This is a genomic window from Shewanella frigidimarina NCIMB 400 (assembly GCF_000014705.1).
GTDB lineage: Bacteria > Pseudomonadota > Gammaproteobacteria > Enterobacterales > Shewanellaceae > Shewanella > Shewanella frigidimarina.
This window is the reverse complement of record NC_008345.1, coordinates 1,095,641-1,114,033: the sequence shown is the minus strand read 5'-3', so window position 1 is coordinate 1,114,033 and position 18,393 is coordinate 1,095,641. Positions and strand designations below refer to the sequence as shown.

Genomic DNA, 18,393 nt, shown 5'->3' with positions numbered 1-18,393 from the left:
CTACCCTTTTGCTTCAACTTGCTCTGGCTTGTAAGTACGGATCAACCAGATCAAACCACCGATCAAGAAGAATGCACTCGGTGGCAGTAGTAATAAACCGTTAGGCTGATACCAACCACCGTCAGAGATTTTGCTGAGGATTTCTACGCCGAATAATGAACCATTACCAAATAGTTCACGCACCACGCCAACAGACAATAGAATAGCACCGTAACCTAAACCGTTACCGATACCGTCCATAAAGCTCATCATTGGAGGGGTTTTCATTGCGTAAGCTTCAGCACGACCCATTACAATACAGTTAGTAATAATCAAACCTACGAATACCGATAACTGCTTAGAAATGGCATAGGCATAAGCTTGTAATACTTGGTCAACCACAATTACTAAAGACGCAATAATGGTCATCTGTACAATAATACGCACACTGCTTGGAATGTGATTACGAATAAGAGAGATAAACAGGTTAGAAAACGCTGTTACCGCTGTTAATGCAATCGTCATTACTAATGCTGTTTCTAATTTACTGGTAACAGCAAGTGCACTACACACACCCAAAATTTGCAATGCAATTGGGTTGTTATTGATAATCGGTCCGGTCAGAACCTGTTTAAGTTCTTTAGCGTCAGCCATTAGCTTAACCCTCCGTTGCGTGCTTTAGCGATAAAGCTTGCAAAGCCTTCTTTACCTAACCAAAACTCCAATGAGTGTTGTACACCGTTACTGGTCAATGTTGCACCTGAAAGTGCATCAACACCATGAACAGAGCTAGCCACTGTAGGGTTTTTAGTTACACTAATAGCCAAGTCGCCTTGTGCATCAAATAACTGCTTACCTTTCCACAATGCTTTCCATTTTGGATTTTCAACTTCGCCACCTAAACCAGGAGTTTCACCTTGGTCGTAGTAAACAAGTCCTTGCACAGTGTTTAGATCAGCTTCTAGAGCCAAAAATGCGTACATCGTTGACCACAAACCATAACCGTGAACAGGCAAAATCACGCTAGTCAGTTTACCTTCGTCATTACGAACAAGGTAGACAACGGCTTTATCTGCAACACGTTTAATTGAGGCAACATCATTTTCAGGGATAGATGACGTTTCTGTATCACGAGATGCTTTACGTTGATCATAAAGGTTAGCATCACCCTCAACAAATTCACCGGTTTTAAGGTCAACTAAGCGAGCGTCTACATATTGCTCATACTTGCTTAGAATATCTTTCTTGGTGATTTTGCCTTCTTTAGGGTTGATAAGGCTCGCTGCTTCAAGAATATACTTTTGCTTATCCAACAACTTATTTTCTTGCTGAATAGGTTTTAACACCACGGCAGCGGTTGAAACAAGCACGGAGCAAATAAGACATAAGCCGACAACAACAAATAGCGTTCTACCGAACGAATCTTTATTACTAGCCACGAGCAATCCTCCGCTTAATATTTGCCTGTACTACAAAGTGGTCAAATAATGGAGCAAATAAGTTAGCAAACAAGATAGCTAACATCATACCTTCTGGGAATGCAGGGTTAACCACACGGATAAACACCACCATTGCACCAATGAGGAAACCGTATGCCCATTTAGCACTATTTGTGAACGACGCAGAAACAGGATCTGTCGCCATAAACATCATACCAAATGCAAAACCACCTAACACTAAGTGCCAATGCCACGGCATTGCAAACATCGGGTTGCTGTCGCTACCAATAAGATTAAGTAGAGTAGAAATTGCCACCATACCTAACATTACACCACCCACAATACGCCACGAGGCAATACGGGTGTAGATAATGACTAAACCACCGAGCAAAATAGCAAAGGTCGATACTTCACCAACAGAACCCGGAATAAAGCCCATGAAAGCATCAATCCAGTTAGCGTTTGAAGTGTAATCAAAAGTACCTTGCGCAGCTTGACTCAATGCTGTTGCACCAGAGAAGCCGTCCGCAACAACCCATGAGGTATCACCAGACATGCTTAATGGGTAAGCAAAGAACAAGAAAGCACGGCCAGCTAATGCAGGGTTTAAGAAGTTACGCCCTGTGCCACCGAAGATTTCTTTTGCTACAACCACACCAAAGGTAATACCTAAAGCGACCATCCATAAAGGAATTGTTGGCGGTAGAGTTAATGCAAATAGCACTGAAGTAACGAAGAAACCTTCGTTAATTTCATGGCCACGCACTGACGCAAAGAGCACTTCCCAAAAACCACCGACAATGAATGTCACTGCATAGATAGGTAGGAAGAAGCACGCACCATAGAACATCAAGGACGTAATGCCAGAGTCTGCGGTGAGTTGAGCGCCAAATAATTCAAATAAGCCTACTTGCCAAATATCAGGTGTACCGAAGCCGGCCACCATCGCTATTTGAGCTTGTAAACCTACGTTGTACATCCCGACAAACATTGCCGGAAATGTACATGCCCAAACCGTAATCATCATACGTTTTAGGTCAAGGTTATCGCGAACGTGGGTTGCCCCTTTGTTCACTTTACCTGGAGTGTAAAATACTGTCGCAGCCGCTTCGTAAAGGGCATACCACTTTTCGTACTTACCGCCTTTTTCAAATTGCGGCTCAATACGTTCGATAAAATCTTTCAAGCTCATTAGCCTTCCCTCTCGATCGTATCTAAACAGTCACGCAAATATGAACCGTAGTCATACTTACCTGGACATACGAACGTACACAATGCCAAATCTTCTTCATCTAACTCTAGTGCGCCTAAACGAACTGCGCCATCAAAGTCGCCAGAGAGTAAATCACGAAGTAGCATAGTAGGTAGAATGTCTAAAGGCATCACGCGTTCATAGTTACCAATAGGTACCATTGCACGGTCGGAACCGCCGGTGCTAGTGGTCATATTAAATAAGCGTGACGGGCTTAAGTGACCTAAGAACGAACGAGTGATAGAGAACTTATCTACGCCAGGCATAGCCCAACCAAACAATTCTTTCTCGTCACCTTCTTCTAGTACACTCACCTGCTGATGATAACGCCCCAAATAAGCTTGAGGGCCTACCGCAGTACGGCCGCTTAACACTGAACCTGAGATCACACGAACACCATCACCGACCGTTTCATCAGCAGTCAGTTCAGCCATGCTAGCACCTAAAACGGTACGAACAAGGCGAGGTTTTTTCGCTTTAGGACCGCCAATCGCAACCACACGCTCAGTGTTTAATACACCTTGGGTGAACAGTTGACCAAAAGCAATCACATCCTGATAGCCAATATGCCAAACAGTACGTGTTGCCGAAGCTGGAAGAACGTGATGAATATGCGTACCCGCAAGACCTGCTGGGTGTTTACCCGCAAACTCTTGAACTTGGGCATTAGCTGCAGGGATATCAGCACCTTGAGCTTTACATAGGTAAACTTTACCTTCAGTCAATCGTGCTAGGACTTTAAGGCCATTAGCAAAATCTTCTTTATGTTGAGCGATGACTACCACAGGATCGGCAGCAAGAGGTTGAGTATCAATTGCAGTAACGAAAATACCCGCAGCAGTAGCATCTACAGCTGGCACTTTACTGAATGGGCGTGTACGCAAAGCAGTCCACAAACCTGAATCAATCAGATTATCACGAACAACTTGTGCGTCTAACGTGTCTAACTTATCAGCATCGTATTGAGCAAAAGCAACGCTATCGTCACCTTCCACAGCAATAACAACTGACTGAAGTACACGTCTTGCACCTCGGTTGATTTCTAAAATAGTACCACTGGCTAAAGCCGTATATTTAACGCCTAAATTCTTTTTATCTTCAAAAAGAACTTGGCCTTTTTGTACTTTGTCGCCCACTTTGATTTTCATCGTTGGACGTAAGCCAATATACTCTTCACCCAAAGTCGCTACGTGTCTAATGGCTGGGCCATTATGGATAACTTGCTCTGGTCCGCCTGCTATAGGCAGTTCCAATCCTTTCTTAATTGTAATCATATCCACAAGCACTACGTTTGAAGGAAAGACAATGCGCCACGTTCCGCTACAAAAACAAAGTGTTAACAAACACTTGCCATTTGAGCTAGCGCAGATTTAACTCGAAAATGCGATCATAATCACGCTGGTCGCGCGCATTTTACCGCAAATATGAGACTATCGCCACGAAAATTATAGGTGTTTTCAAACCAATACCTAACACAATCGGTGGCCTTTAGATCAGACTAATTAAATTAGAACCTAAGAGTGAATGTTATCTACTCCATTCTGATTTAAAAAACTATAGCATTAATTTTTAAAGAAATAATTTTAGTTGTTTGTTTATAAGAACAGTTACGCCTCAAATAACACTGCCCAAGTGAGTCATCACTTGAGCAGTATTGGTATTTGGAAATAAAAGGCACAGCAAGCAGCGTTTAAATATTATTCAACATTGCTTATGCCTAGAAAAGACCACCTAGAAATGGCCTTGATAACCAAAGTATGTGGTCATTTCAGACTGTCCTTGGAATCCCATTGCAGTGCGATTTGCCACTAACTCTTCGTCTAACAAATTCTCAACACGAACATACAACTCGTGCTGCTCGGTCAAACGGTAAGTAGCGGCGATATCAACCTTCCATTGACTATCGATAGCGCGCTCATTGGTAAACCCACCTTGATAACCTAACTCCGATTGATACAAAACTTGCGCCATAATGGACATATTGCCGTAAACAACCCCAGAACTTAACGTCAATTGTTGTTCTGGTACCCAAGGTAATTGGCTATCAGCGGCAAAACATGCCATCAATTCATTGCAATTAGCATTGTCTGTTTCAGCTTGGGTATATTGGTATTTGGCTTTGAAGGGAATTGAAAAGTGATCAAATGTTAGTCCATACGCTATGCTCAAATCTGCGCCGACAACAGAAACATCCTTAATATTCTCTTGTAATGATATTTGTTCATAATCACATATCATGCCCTGCATACAGCTCACATGTTGGCTATCGTAATCATGCATATAAGCCGTCATGGCAATCGATAAAGCATCTTGTTGGTAGCTTAATGCTAATTGATATTGCAACGCTTCTTGCGCTGTTTGTTCAATATTACCGGCTGAAGCGGCTGTCCAAGCTTGTTTAGCTTGTAACGCGGCTAACCACGGCCCACTCTGGTAAGCCACTTCAATAGAAGGCGACCAGCCATCATCAGAAAAGTCTGCAGCATTAAGGCTCGTATTTACATCACCAAGCTCACGAGAAACACTGACATGCTCATAACCTAAACCGAGGTTGATAGACCACTGACCATAATTTAATTTAGTATCTACCGCTGATGAAAATGCCGAGGCATCGTCAGTATACGTCAGTGCATATTCATCATCAGTTGTCGGCGTCAATGATAAATCATTGTTCCACGACCACTCACGTTGACCTAAACGCATTTCAGCTTTATCTGTATGGTAGCGCGCACTATAAGTCACCTGATGCTGACCATACATGCTGACACCTTTTGTTTGCATACCAAACCCAGAGAAATCGTTATTTTGTGTTAACGCTCCTAAGTTCATCCCATCGGTGGTGGGTGTTGTTTCAAACATAGCAATACGAGACAGCAACGCATTATTAACTTGCTCACCATCAACAAACTGCATCTCTTGAGATTGTTGTGAATAGGTTTGATAATAAAAGTCGGTAGCCATCGTTGAAGTAGATGACATGATTAGCTGATGTGCTAACACGTAACGTTGACGTTCGCCTTCAGTATTGTCGGTGCTAGCTGCTGAATATAATTGAGTCGGATTTACTGAAAAATCAACACTGGTTAACCCCAACGCTCCGCGATCAGCTTCTTGTGATGAGTACTGATAACTAAATTCTGTCGTTTGTTGGTTACGTGCTCCGGGTAAACTATCGGCAGCAATTTTGAACAAAATATCTTTCTGTGTACTATCTGCATCTCGGGCGACGCGATAACCCACATCGTCAGATGCAGATTGATAATCTACTGCCAGTAACATGCCATTTTGCTTCGAAGTACCACTCAGCACAGCCCCACCATTGATGGCATTATTGTCACTGCCTTCAACATTGACATCGGTTGCATATTTTTGCGGACTAATTTGTACCGACTGATAGTCAAGCTTACCAAAAGCCGCTTGTGAACTTTCAGTCACACTGGTCATGCTCGAAAAAGACACTTTTTGCTGGTGCATTAAATTGGGTTGCAACACTAAATGTTGTCCAGAATAAGGCGCAGGAGAAAAGAAAATACCATCCTGTAAAATGGCTACACCGTCAGTGGCGCCAGCATGTGTGATAGTAATATCTTGATTTGGTCCGGTAGGTAACACTGTCGCGCCGGTCAATCCTAATGCTATATCACTTTGGCGATAATGAAATTGGCTTATCGATGACTGTTGCAAATCGAGTTGATTATTAAGGTTATCAATAGACTCGGTCACCGTTTCTGCAACGGCATTGGTAGAATGGCAAACATAAAGCACTGCGGCTGCTATCACTGACAGGCTAAATGGGTGGTTAGACATATTAATCTCCGTATATGTGTCTGTTCACGCAAAAAATCGCTTAAAATGACGAATCAGTTAGTAAAATTCGTCCATTACAATAACGGTTTCAGTTACATAAAAATAGCGTACCGTTAACGTTTACTCGACATATTAATATTTGCTTCGCAAAAAAAAGCGGCTAAAGCCGCTTTTTCATTGAGATATCAATTAATCGATTCGATTAAAGGTTACCTAAAATTTCGTCACTCAGTTTCAAGTCATCATTTTGGTTGACGCTCACGCCTGCAGCAATGATCATCCGAGCAATATCTTGCGCTTGTTCTAATGAATGCATTTCATAAGTACCACATTGATATTCATTTAACTCAGGAATATCTTTTTGATCAATTACATTGGTTACGTCAACCATTGCCGCTAACCATGAATCTGCAACTTTACTTTCTGTCGGTTGACCAATCAAACTCATGTAAAAACCGGTTCGGCATCCCATCGGCGAAATATCAATAATCTCTATACCATCACCGTTTAAATGTTCACGCATAAAACCTGCAAACAAATGTTCAAGTGTATGGATGCCACGTTCGCTGAGGATATCTTTATTGGGTGCACAAAAACGTAAATCGAATACAGTAATGGCATCGCCACTAGGTGTGCTCATGTGCTTGGCAACGCGAACCGCTGGAGCATTCATACGTGTATGATCTACGGTAAAACTGTCTAATAAAGGCATTGCTTTCTCCAAAGTAAATAATAATTTGACAATATAAAGCCTAATAACACGATAATATCACTATTTAAGCATGGTCACAGTGAGAGTTTACGGTTGATTTTTGTCGTCTAACTCAAAGCGACTCAAGGCATCTTCTGTGTAACTAAAATAGCGCTTTACAGACTTCTCGTTAGCCATGTAAGACTCAAGTACTTTATTGAATAACGGGTCTTTAGCCGCTTCGCTGTTAAGCACATCATCTCTTGCATATTTTAATGCGCGGATCACTGTGTTGGGAAAAAGTTTAACTTGCACATTATGCTCGTTAAGCAATACATCCATCGCGGCAATATGACCTTGAGTATAATCATCTAACATATCCTGATTGATGGCTCTTGCAGCGACTTTAACAATCATTTTCAAATCATTGGGAAGAGTCGAAAAGGCCTGTTGGTTAATCAAAAACTCCATCGTTGAACCCGGTTCATGCCAGCCAGGATAATAGTAGTATTTAGCCACCTGATGCAGCCCTAGCGATAAATCATTATAAGGCCCAACCCATTCAGCAGCGTCAATTGCGCCAGTTTGCAGTGCGCCGTATAATTCTCTGCCAGCAAGTGCATCAACGGGAACGCCACCGAGCTTCTTGAGCACCTCACCGCCTAAGCCCGGCAAGCGCATTTTGAGCCCTTTAAAGTCTTCTGGGGATGCTATGATTTTATTAAACCAGCCACCCATTTGCATGCCGGTATTTCCCCCTGCAAGCGGTAATACACCAAAAGGTTGATAAACTTCCTCCCATAATTCCATGCCACCGCCGTAGTGAAGCCATGCATTCATCTGTTGTGCATTTAAACCAAATGGTATTGATGAGAAAAACTGGGCGGCAGGCGCTTTACCTTTCCAATAATATGATGCGCTATGGGCCATTTCTATCGTGCCATTACTTACGCCGTCAAACACCGACAATGCAGGCATTAATTCGCCAGCGCCATAAACAGTAATCACTAAACGACCGTTAGACATTTGCTCGACTAATTGGGCAAATCGTTCCGGAGCCATACCCAAACCGGGCAAGTTTTTTGGCCATGACGTGGCTAAACGCCATTCAATAACTTGGTGAGAAATAAAATCTTTTTGCGGAACAGAACTTAGCTTTGAAGGCGTTTCTTGTTGACAGCCTAACAATAACGTTAAGCCTAGTATCCAGCAGGTTTGTATCACCTTGCTCATGTAAATATCCTATGTCAATCGCACGCTTCTTTTCATAACTGTAACATAATCATAACTAGTGACAAACATCACCTCACTACGAATACAAAATAAAAAGCCTCGCATGTTCTGCGAGGCTTTTTGTATAATTCAGTCAGCACGTTAATAACAATTAACGATTACCATTACCCCTTACAATTAGGGGTCCGAGGTACTTCATCCAAAGCTTGCCATTCTGGTTGGCTATAAGCATTTATGGATAGCGCATGTACACCATTGGCTAATTCATCTGCTAGTGCTTGGTTTACCAAACGGTGACGGGCAAGTAAGCGCTGCTCGCTAAATTGATCACTAACTACAACCACTTTAAAATGGGTTTCTGAGTTAGGCGGCACATGATGACGATTACTCTCATTAATCACTTCAAGATGCAAAGGCGCAAAGGCGTGATTCAATTTATCGGTAATGATTTGTTCGACAGACATAGTGATACTCTTATTAATCCATATCGATGAAATCAAAGGGTACTGGTTTGCCCAATAAAGGTCAAACAAGCGGGCTAAAACTTAAAGTTTGTGCACACATTTTCTCAAGTTGATATCTAAGCATATTAACATCATTGACCTATTTAAGATCCCCCTAGGTCCAGATGTTGTCGCTCCTCACGTGCTGGCCACACTCGAATAATCAGCCTATGTGTTCGTCAGTTTGTTGCTGTTAAGCCTGAATATTTTGTACAATAAAAGTTCACCATTAATTAACGGTAGTAATTAGCAATAATGTGCCGAAAAGTGAAGTTAATACGCGGTTCAGTCACTTTAAGGCGCTTAGGTAAAGCATGTTGCCAGTGTTGCTGCATACCAGGATGCATAATGAGTAAGTCGCCTGATGCCAAAGGGAAAGTAACTTTGGTTTGCGTCGGTTTATGGCGCACAACAAAATCTCTACAGGCGCCTAACGTGACAGAAGCAATTGCCGAACCGGTGATAATTTCAGGTTCATCATCACTGTGCCAGCCCATACAGTCACGGCCATCGGCATAGCGATTAACTAACACTGAGTTACTGTCTATTTGATGCTCACTAAGCAGTTTTGCCCGTAATCGGCTTAACACTTTTGGCCAAGCCAGCGCGGTGATGTGTAATTTTGAATAGTGATAATCACAACCCTGGTCGCCAAACCAAGCTTGGGTGCGAGGAATAAAATGCTGCTTGCCATAGACTTCAATCTCCACGCGATCTAATGGGTATTGCTCTACTTCCATCATTAACAACTGTTGCTGCTTGGGTGACAAAAAACCTTTAATCCAAGTAACCGGCGGACTGATTTGGTTAGTCGCCGTTGGCACAACGACGGTATCTTGAGTTAAGCCATTTTGTAGCTCACCAAAATCTAATCCATGTTGAAATCCTGCCACTCAATCACCCTCTTATCTCGCTTGCCTTAATTAATACCAACGCTTGATTCTCGCAATCCATAAACCTGAAACCACAATGACTGCCATTAGGATTAATACCGAAAAATAACCAAAATGCCATTTTAATTCAGGCATATTGTCAAAGTTCATTCCGTAAATGCCGGCGACTAATGTTAACGGTAAAAAAATCGCAGTGACCATTGTTAACGTCATCATCACCCGGTTAGTTTTATGGGCACTCACCGAAATATAACCATTGATTAAACTGTCCACTAAACCTTGATAAAGACTGGCACGACTGGATAGGCGTTCAAACTGATTATATAAATAGCTCAATTGTTCATAGTCCATCTTAATATGCAGATGGGTGTCATCGCCAAGTAATTGTTGCAAGATTTCTTCGTGGTAACTAAACGAACGTTTGGCTTTTTGTAACTTACTGCTATAAGCGATTAGCTCTGCTAATAAATCATCAGTAGACACATCAAAAATTTCATCTTCTATTTCCCCTAAACGCTCTTCTAATGCCAACATCACCGCCAGATAATCAATCACAATTTGGCGCATCAATTCAAAACTGACTCGGCTCATTTCTGTACTTTCGAGGCAACCTTGTGCACTAATTCGTTGGATCACTTTGTTAACACTGATAGAAGGTTTCAGGTGTTGGGTAACCAAGAAGCGGTCATTGACATGCAGCAATAACTGGCTGCGTTCGAGCAGAAGATACTCATCTCTAGCCATAAGCTCGTGGGTTAACAAATATGAATGTGAATCATATTCTTCAAACTGGGGTGGGTGACGTTCTCGCTGTGCTTCTTCAAAATCGAGATGATCAATGCCAAACAAAGGGTATTGCTTGAAAAACGCTTGGCTATGCTGGCCTGAAATATCGACCCATATTAGCTGCAGTTTTGGATCATACTGGCTCATGAGAGTCTCATCACCTTGTGATAACAGCTGACCTTGCGCATTAAATAATAGTATTTGTATCGTCATGAATAACCCTTTCAGCAACCCATTATTACAATATAGACGACCTAAAGGATCATTTCTGACTCGCCAGCCGTTTCAATGTGTTGTTTAATCTGCTCAAAATGACTATTCACCCAGGCGCTACTGATTGGGCCCCAAGTTGAAATGCGATAATAACCTTCATTATGTCGCTGGCCTTGTTGCACAAAATCCACTTCAATACCAATATCAGCAAATGCCGCTATCGCATCTTGCAATGTCCTTCTTGGCATAAGAGTCAATTTATGTAAGCTTAGTAAGTTGTGTTGCTCTTCATCCAGCAGGTGCGCTAAATACAATTTTCGTAGAAATGCTTTTTGCGATTTATTGATCACGTAATTATTCGAAAACATCCTTCACACACCCTATTACCTCTACATCACTCAGTAGAAATTACTGCATCTGTAGTCAATCACGCAAGCACTATTGCCAGAGCCAGCCCAATGCGGCTGAATTAATCGCGGCATTGTGACTGAATTAATCATGGATATAAGGATAATTGATTGATTTATCAATAACCCACTATGATTAACGCTACCTATGTAGAGACAATCTGGTTATAGTTTTTAACAATAGCTAGCAATCAAATATGGAAAATCAATCGACATGGATACACCGCCGCAGCCAAAGAGTCCAATAGCACAACCGCCATTTAATGATCTGTCAGCGGTAAGTGATACTTCAGCAACGTCCTCTGCAGGAAGCGCAATAGCGCACGATTATGACCACGGCCCGCTTTTATCCCAAGATGAGTACATTCAACTTACCGAGTTGCCACTGAGTAATATTGATCCTAATTACCCTAAACTATTATTGATCATTAGCAGTGTCGTGGCGGTGATAATCATAACGGTTTTAAGCGCATTTCTATTAATAACTAAACCACTGCCATTGATAATCGCCTCAGTAGGATTGGTTTCAGCCATGATATTGGCCGTTGTGGTGATAAAGCTTATCCACCTTAAAGCACACAAAATTACTTACGGATTGTTTAAACATGAAATGGTGTTTCGTGAAGGTTTATTTTGGGTATCAACAACGGCACTACCTTATACTCGGCTGCAACATGTTAATTTGTCTCAAGGGCCGCTCGAGCGAAAATACAATTTAGTCACCTTAAAATGTTTCAGTGCTGGTAGCGGTTTGGCTGAAATTGACCTGCCAGGTCTAAATGCCGATTTAGCTGAACATTTACGCCAACATTTATTGAGTCAAGCCGCTGCAAGCCATCAATTACTCATCACCGAAGCTGAAATTGTTGATCCAACGTCATCTAACGCTGAAACGGATCCGTTATCCATTCAACCTCCTCAACAGGGTAATCACAATGGATAAGTCATCAACATCATCAGATGATGTCCAGCCTATTGATACTGATGAAATGGAAACTAATCGGTCATTCGCCGTAAATGTTGCCGACGCGGTCAAAACTGTTGATGGGGAGACAGAAAACAATAGCGTTGATGCAAAGCTCAACGACAATCCGACAAATGATTTTCAACAATGGCAAGCATTGTCAGCTTGGTCAATTGTCAGTAATATTTTCAGTACGTTGAAAAATATCCTCAGTAACGGTTTCGCTATCGTGCCAATCGTGTATACAGGGTGGCAACAAGGTTTTGATATGCAGTGGGGCATATTGGCCTCGAGTGTTTTATTAATACTGGTGACAATTTTTGCGATAATAGAATGGCGTAAATTTCGTTTTCGTCTTCATAACCATCAACTTGAAGTCAGACGCGGTTTAATATTTACCAAAAAGGATGAAATACCGCTAAGCCGAATACAAAATATTCGTTATGAACAGCCGTTTTACTTTAAGCCGTTGTCTCTCGGCACTTTGGTGATTGAAACCGCTGGTTCTAAAAAAGATGAAGCTCATTTAGCCGCATTAGATACATTACAGGCGCAAACGTTAAAACGTTTACTGTTAAATTTAAGCCATACAAAAGTAACCTCGACAGATGAACTTCAGCAGGCAAACAGTCAACAAAACATCGATAACACCCAACCTATTGTGCGTAAAAGTTTAGCTGATTTAGTCTTATTTGGTTTTTATCAAAACAATTTTATTTGGTTTGCTGTTATCGCAGGCCCCATAGCAGGCCAAATAGATTGGGATAAAATATTCGACTCACCGCTTGCGCAACAGTTTTGGCTGTGGGTCCAGCAGCAAACCCATCAAAACATTGGTTTGCAAACTATTATGCTAATCGTGGCCTTGTTTGCGATTTACAGTTTGTTTTCGTTAATTTCAATTGTGGCGGCCATTTTAAAATATCATCCATATCAGCTCGACAAACATGATGACACCATACAGCGAAGTGGCGGTGTCATTTCACATCAACAAGATGCACTGGCCATAAAACGAATTCAATTAGTCCAGGTTCAACAACCCGCTATTGCACGTTTATTTAACCGCTGGACCTTATATTTTAAACAAGTCAAAGGCCATGAGGTTGAACAAAAAACCAAACAGCACATGCTCGTTCCTAGTGTAAAGTCCACTGAAATTGAATCACTCCTAGCTAGTATTCCCCAACTCAGTGGCGGCGCAAGTGCATTACCCAATAGTTATAAGCCTATCCATATAAATTGGCTGACAAAGCGAATCGTTTTACCGCTGTTTCCAGCTATCGTACTCACTATTGTGGGTTACTATGGTCATCATAGCCTTGAGTTTTTTGAGTTCACTTGGTTTGCTGCAACCATGATCATGTTAGCGATTTACATTCGTTATAAACAATGGGGATATGTAGTGGCAGATAAGGTTATTTGGCAGCATAGCGGCTTTTTCGGTCAACAATGGAAACGGGTCGCATTTGAAAAAGTTCAACACGTTAAAATTACCCAAACTAAAAGCCAAAAGCATGCTCAGCTAGCCTATGTTGAAATCGGTTTGGCCAGTGGCAACGTGGTATTTCCGTATATTCCCACATCGGTTGCACAACAGATTGTGGCTCAGTCGCTCAATGCCACAGTCAATAATAACCAAAATTGGATTTAATATAATGAATGAAATACAAACAACAAATGTCAGCGTAGACGATATTATCGATTTTTGGTTTGTTCAAATATCCTCAAAACAATGGTGGGTAAAAAATACCGAGTTAGATTTGCAGATAAAAAAAACATATGGCGCCACATTACAGGCGGCTATCAAGGGTGAATTACAACATTGGCGTAAAGATGCCCAAGGTCGATTGGCCGAAATAATCGTATTAGATCAATTTTCGCGAAACATTTATCGCGATACTCCAGCCGCATTTTCCGCTGACAATATCGCGTTGGAGCTTGCACAACAGGCTGTTACACTCGGTTGTTTAGCAGAGTTACCCGTGCACCAGGCTGCATTTTTAATCATGCCATACATGCATAGCGAATCGATGGAGATCCACCAGCAAGCTTTGCCATTGTTTGAACAATATGCACCCAACAATTTACCAAGCCAGCATCAGCATCAAGCGATTATTGCGCAATTTAATCGCTATCCACATCGTAATGCCATTTTAGGTCGTGAATCTACGGCTGCCGAACTCGCATTTTTAACACAACCGGGTTCTCGCTTTTAACCTAGTGAAAATCACCATAAGTAAACGATAGCGTCGATTTTATTTGACCACTAACACCGGACACTCAGCTTTATTGGCAATCGCTTCAGCCACGTTATCATGTAAAAAATGAGACAGGCCAGTTCTACCATGACTGGCAATAACCACCATACCAATATCACCACTGTTAGCTTCGGCCAAAATTTCATCAATGGCATCACCACGTCGAATAACCGTTTCAATCTTTAATTTAGTATTCAACTGACCTAATAACTCATGCATTTTGCTCGCCGCTGCATCTTCCATACTTTTAGCCAACTCTTCGGGCGTTATCGCAAGAACCATGTAATTCTCATCACCAAAAGGTTGATCTACAACGTGTAGAATACGAATGCCCACTTGATATAAATTTGCCATTTCAATGGCATAGCGTAAAGCATGTGACGCGGTATCAGAAAAATCGGTAGGCCATAAAATATTACGTGTTCGCATATTATTCTCCTCCACAATGCAAAGTGTGCTTTTGCAATGACATTACAAGCCTCATGAGAACACACTCGGCTCCATCCTAATAAATTAAGTATAGTCAGTATTAAAAGCTTACTTAGTGATCAAAATCAAATCAAAGGCGAAAACTTGCTTTAGATCATAAACAGGCATAACATCAGACCGACTAATCAGTCGGTTTATTAGCTCGAGTAATGTCGGGCTTATAAAATCAATATCGTTATTTTTGCAGGAGATCGAAAATGAATATGGCCGTTGATAATAATCAAACTCAATTACGACAGTTACTTACTGATCAACGAGCACGTTTTCAGTCCAATCCAGCACCTAGTTACCAATCTCGGGTAGATAAATTAACCCAGCTAAAGCAAGCTTTACTTGATTACCAACAGCCTATCATCGATGCATTAATTAATGATTACGGTCACCGCTCGCCAAACGACACCATCATTTCGGATATTATGCCTTGTGTGAATAACATCAATTACACTATCAAGCATCTTAAGTCATGGATGAAACCCAGTCGCCGTCATGCTGGTTTATTACTGTCCCCTTCTAAAGTGTCAGTGCAATATCAGCCCTTAGGCGTAATCGGTATTATTGTGCCGTGGAACTTCCCGGTAATGTTATCTATGGGTCCGCTGACCACCGCCATTGCTGCTGGTAATGGAGCAATGCTGAAAATGTCGGAATTCACTCCGGCAACTAATGCGGTATTGCGCAAGATGCTAGCAACAATTTTTGACTCAAATGAAGTCGAGTTAGTGGAAGGTGAAGCTGATGTAGCCGCAGCATTCTCAGCATTACCATTTGATCATATTCTGTTTACCGGCTCAACCGTTGTTGGCCGCCACGTTATGCGTGCAGCAGCTGATAACCTGACCCCCGTAACATTAGAATTAGGCGGTAAATCTCCAGCCATCATCGCTCCAGACATGCCAATCGACACCGCTGTAGAAAGACTTATTTTTGGCAAATGTTTAAATGCAGGCCAAATTTGTGTCGCACCTGACTATGTATTGTGCCCTGCGGAAAAAGTTGACGCCTTTATTGCTGCTTATCAACGTCGCTTTAATAAAATGTACCCTAATTTCGACACAAACCAAGATTACGGCAATATCATTAATGACCGTCAATACCAGCGTTTGCTGGCGGTGCTAGAAGATGCCAAGGCTAAAGGTGCAACAATCACCTCAGCAATTGATGGTCCAATATCAATAACTCAGCGAAAAATAGCCACCCAGCTAGTCACACATACTACAGACGACATGCTCATCATGCAGGATGAAATATTTGGGCCAATATTGCCCATTATTAGCTATCAGTCGGTGGATGAAGCAATAGGTTATATCAACCGAAATGACCGACCATTAGCCTTGTATCTCATGAGTTTTGAGCAACAAACGCAGCAACAAGTATTGCAGCAAACCCATTCTGGTGGCGTTTGCATTAATGACACTGTATTCCATGTGGCCGCCGATGATGCGCCCTTTGGCGGTATTGGTCCGTCTGGTATGGGGCACTATCATGGCAAGGAAGGCTTCTTAACCTTTAGTCACGCTAAAACCATATTAAACAGTGGCAAAATTAATACAGGCATTTTTGTTCATCCTCCTTATGGCGGGGTGATCCAAAAATTATTGATTAAGTTTTTCTTACGTTAACTCTCCTCATCATCGCGACTGCAAGTATTGCTGTTATTAGCGATACTTGCTTAGCAAAGTTTGTCATAAAAAAGACAAGAGAAATGATCCATAGCTAGATGGATGCATAGCTAAAAATACCAAAGATTAATGGACCATAGATTAAAAAGGCATGTTGACTCAATGAGCAGTAAATCGATTGTGACCACCGATAAAAAACAAGCCATTTTACATTCGGCTTTACAGTTGTTTGTTAACAAAGGCTTCAATGCGACATCGACTGCATCGATAGCCAAAGCGGCTGGTGTGGCAACGGGCACGTTGTTTCATCATTTCCCGACAAAAAAAGACATCATGAATCAGCTTTTTTTATCCATTAAACAAGAGTTTGCTACCAACATGGTGAGCAGCACAGATTTTAGTGGCGATATCGAACGAGATGCCAATACGTTATGGCAAAAAGCCATCGACTGGGCCATTGCACAACCCTTAAAGCAACTTTTTTTTCTACAATACTCTATGTCAGCAGACATTGATGCTGACGTCAGGAAGCAAGCAATGAATAGCATTCTTGGATTTGTTGTCGAATTGATTACTCAAGGTAAACAGCAACAAATTATCGCTGATATCCCCAATGCCTTATTGCTCGAAAATTGCCATGGTCAGTATTTAGCTGCGATTCGTTTTTTTACCGACAACCCGCATTTAGGTGATGACGAGATACACAGAAAAGCCAGTTTCAGACTATTTTGGCAGGCAATGAAAGCGTAATAAAAAGTATTAATCTAAACTAAAGTCGGTTAAATCAACATCATCAGCAGGCGTTGACGCACTATCAAAATCTAATTGAGGCGTGTGTGACGTTTGCTGGGTTTGCAACTCCAGCTGCTTAGCTTTATGTAAAGCATATTGACGGCGACGTTTGCGCTGTGTGCACAAACGGATTACATCTTGTTTTTGCAATTCGCTGTAACTCATCCAGTTAAAACGTTCATCACGGCTTCGAAGGCAGCCCATACAATATCCACGACGGTCAGACTGACAAACGCCGATACATGGGCTGGGCACCGCAAAAAAACTTAACTGTTCCATCATTAGAATGCTTAACCTCAGCTAATATTGAATTTGGTACTTAACATCTAAATATACGATATAGTCACTTGTAGCTGAGATTGAAAGCCATCGCTTGCCATATCAACCAAAGCCAGCATTAAACATTGTTATATTAAGGTTATACTAATTGAGCTAATTTTGTACATTATTGCAAGTTAATAAGGAGGGTCTCATGATAAATTTAAGACGTTCAGGCCAAGATTCAACACGTAAATCAGTGTGGACCACGCCTATTTTATTGCTGAGTGGCTTAGTACTACTTGCATCTTGTGCAACAAAACCAAAGCAAGATTATGATGTTAATTATGATTTTTCAGAACTCAAAACATTCAACCAACTCACTGTAAAGCAAACGGATGATCCGTTAACGGCAGATCGCATTAATAATGATATTAAACAAACGTTACTTAACCAAGGTTATGTATTTAAAGCCGATAATGCCGACTTTGTAGTGAACTATGCTTTTGTGACTGAAAACAAAGAAAAAGATTCTGGGCTTTCTATTGGTTTAGGCTCGGGTACATGGGGGTCTGGTGGCGGTATTAGTCTTGGCACCAGTATTGGTATTCCGCTAGGCAGTGACACGGCAAAAACTCAAACCATTCAAATTGATATTATCGATCCCACAGATAAACGCCTCATTTGGCGTGGCAATGGTCAATACCACTTTGATCAAGGTGGTGAAGATAAAGCCAAAGGTATTAATCAAACAGTTGTAGCAATTTTGGCGCAATTTCCACCTAAAAAATAATCGACCATCGTTTAGCC

At 41.6% G+C, this 18,393-nt stretch carries 19 protein-coding genes; 6 read left to right on the top strand and 13 right to left on the bottom strand.

Annotated features, from left to right (window positions below; translation table 11 throughout):
* The 11 genes from SFRI_RS04895 to SFRI_RS04845 all read right to left on the bottom strand — a co-directional run bounded on the left by SFRI_RS04895 (position 1) and on the right by SFRI_RS04845 (position 11,164).
* The gene (locus SFRI_RS04895; RefSeq protein WP_011636426.1) at positions 1–633 is read right to left on the bottom strand and encodes an NADH:ubiquinone reductase (Na(+)-transporting) subunit D; all 633 of its coding nucleotides are present in this window, start codon (positions 631–633) and stop codon (positions 1–3) included.
* Positions 633–1,418: a Na(+)-translocating NADH-quinone reductase subunit C gene (locus SFRI_RS04890; protein ID WP_011636425.1), complete on the bottom strand. Its 786-nt coding sequence runs from the start codon at positions 1,416–1,418 to the stop codon at positions 633–635. The genes SFRI_RS04895 and SFRI_RS04890 overlap by 1 nt, the downstream gene beginning before the upstream one ends.
* Complete coding sequence (locus SFRI_RS04885) at positions 1,411–2,610, bottom strand: NADH:ubiquinone reductase (Na(+)-transporting) subunit B (protein WP_011636424.1); 1,200 nt, start codon at positions 2,608–2,610, stop codon at positions 1,411–1,413. Before SFRI_RS04885 ends, SFRI_RS04890 begins: the two co-directional genes overlap by 8 nt.
* Complete coding sequence (locus SFRI_RS04880; protein ID WP_011636423.1) at positions 2,610–3,944, bottom strand: Na(+)-translocating NADH-quinone reductase subunit A; 1,335 nt, start codon at positions 3,942–3,944, stop codon at positions 2,610–2,612. Before SFRI_RS04880 ends, SFRI_RS04885 begins: the two co-directional genes overlap by 1 nt.
* Positions 3,945–4,401: 457 nt before the next feature.
* The gene (locus SFRI_RS04875; RefSeq protein ID WP_011636422.1) at positions 4,402–6,477 is read right to left on the bottom strand and encodes a TonB-dependent receptor; all 2,076 of its coding nucleotides are present in this window, start codon (positions 6,475–6,477) and stop codon (positions 4,402–4,404) included.
* A gap of 202 nt (positions 6,478–6,679) precedes the next feature.
* Positions 6,680–7,189 (bottom strand): S-ribosylhomocysteine lyase, encoded by a 510-nt coding sequence (luxS, locus tag SFRI_RS04870; protein WP_011636421.1) that lies wholly within the window; start codon positions 7,187–7,189, stop codon positions 6,680–6,682.
* A gap of 87 nt (positions 7,190–7,276) precedes the next feature.
* Entirely contained in the window at positions 7,277–8,401 is a 1,125-nt protein-coding gene (locus SFRI_RS04865; protein ID WP_011636420.1) for a TRAP transporter substrate-binding protein, read from the bottom strand.
* Between the two features lie 164 nt (positions 8,402–8,565).
* Entirely contained in the window at positions 8,566–8,865 is a 300-nt protein-coding gene (locus SFRI_RS04860; RefSeq protein WP_011636419.1) for a BolA family protein, read from the bottom strand.
* 272 nt (positions 8,866–9,137) lie between these two features.
* Entirely contained in the window at positions 9,138–9,797 is a 660-nt protein-coding gene (locus tag SFRI_RS04855) for an alpha-ketoglutarate-dependent dioxygenase AlkB family protein (RefSeq protein ID WP_011636418.1), read from the bottom strand.
* Positions 9,798–9,827: 30 nt separating this feature from the next.
* The gene (locus SFRI_RS04850; RefSeq protein WP_011636417.1) at positions 9,828–10,796 is read right to left on the bottom strand and encodes a magnesium transporter CorA family protein; all 969 of its coding nucleotides are present in this window, start codon (positions 10,794–10,796) and stop codon (positions 9,828–9,830) included.
* A gap of 41 nt (positions 10,797–10,837) precedes the next feature.
* On the bottom strand, positions 10,838–11,164 hold the full coding sequence (locus SFRI_RS04845) for a winged helix-turn-helix domain-containing protein (protein WP_011636416.1): 327 nt from the start codon (positions 11,162–11,164) through the stop codon (positions 10,838–10,840).
* Positions 11,165–11,417: 253 nt separating this feature from the next.
* Between SFRI_RS04845 and SFRI_RS21760 the strand changes: the two genes are divergently transcribed.
* The 3 genes from SFRI_RS21760 to SFRI_RS04830 are packed head-to-tail and all read left to right on the top strand — an operon-like array spanning position 11,418 to position 14,383.
* A complete protein-coding gene (locus SFRI_RS21760) occupies positions 11,418–12,146 on the top strand; it encodes a PH domain-containing protein (protein ID WP_011636415.1) in 729 nt (242 codons plus the stop codon).
* A complete protein-coding gene (locus SFRI_RS04835; RefSeq protein WP_049763517.1) occupies positions 12,139–13,818 on the top strand; it encodes a PH domain-containing protein in 1,680 nt (559 codons plus the stop codon). The genes SFRI_RS21760 and SFRI_RS04835 overlap by 8 nt, the downstream gene beginning before the upstream one ends.
* A gap of 4 nt (positions 13,819–13,822) precedes the next feature.
* Complete coding sequence (locus tag SFRI_RS04830; protein WP_011636413.1) at positions 13,823–14,383, top strand: DUF924 family protein; 561 nt, start codon at positions 13,823–13,825, stop codon at positions 14,381–14,383.
* Between the two features lie 39 nt (positions 14,384–14,422).
* Here the strand turns inward: SFRI_RS04830 and SFRI_RS04825 are convergent, their stop codons facing one another.
* Positions 14,423–14,854, bottom strand: coding sequence for a universal stress protein (locus SFRI_RS04825; protein WP_011636412.1), 432 nt, complete (start codon positions 14,852–14,854; stop codon positions 14,423–14,425).
* A gap of 257 nt (positions 14,855–15,111) precedes the next feature.
* Here SFRI_RS04825 and SFRI_RS04820 point away from each other — a divergent pair, with 257 nt between their 5' ends.
* Positions 15,112–16,533 (top strand): coniferyl aldehyde dehydrogenase, encoded by a 1,422-nt coding sequence (locus tag SFRI_RS04820; RefSeq protein WP_011636411.1) that lies wholly within the window; start codon positions 15,112–15,114, stop codon positions 16,531–16,533.
* A gap of 162 nt (positions 16,534–16,695) precedes the next feature.
* Complete coding sequence (locus SFRI_RS04815) at positions 16,696–17,283, top strand: TetR/AcrR family transcriptional regulator (RefSeq protein WP_041412809.1); 588 nt, start codon at positions 16,696–16,698, stop codon at positions 17,281–17,283.
* Positions 17,284–17,292: 9 nt separating this feature from the next.
* Here SFRI_RS04815 and SFRI_RS04810 read toward each other — a convergent pair whose 3' ends face one another.
* Positions 17,293–17,604 (bottom strand): DUF1289 domain-containing protein, encoded by a 312-nt coding sequence (locus SFRI_RS04810; protein WP_041413424.1) that lies wholly within the window; start codon positions 17,602–17,604, stop codon positions 17,293–17,295.
* A 193-nt stretch (positions 17,605–17,797) separates the two neighbouring features.
* Between SFRI_RS04810 and SFRI_RS04805 the strand changes: the two genes are divergently transcribed.
* The gene (locus tag SFRI_RS04805) at positions 17,798–18,376 is read left to right on the top strand and encodes a DUF4136 domain-containing protein (RefSeq protein ID WP_011636408.1); all 579 of its coding nucleotides are present in this window, start codon (positions 17,798–17,800) and stop codon (positions 18,374–18,376) included.
* Positions 18,377–18,393 lie beyond the last annotated feature (17 nt).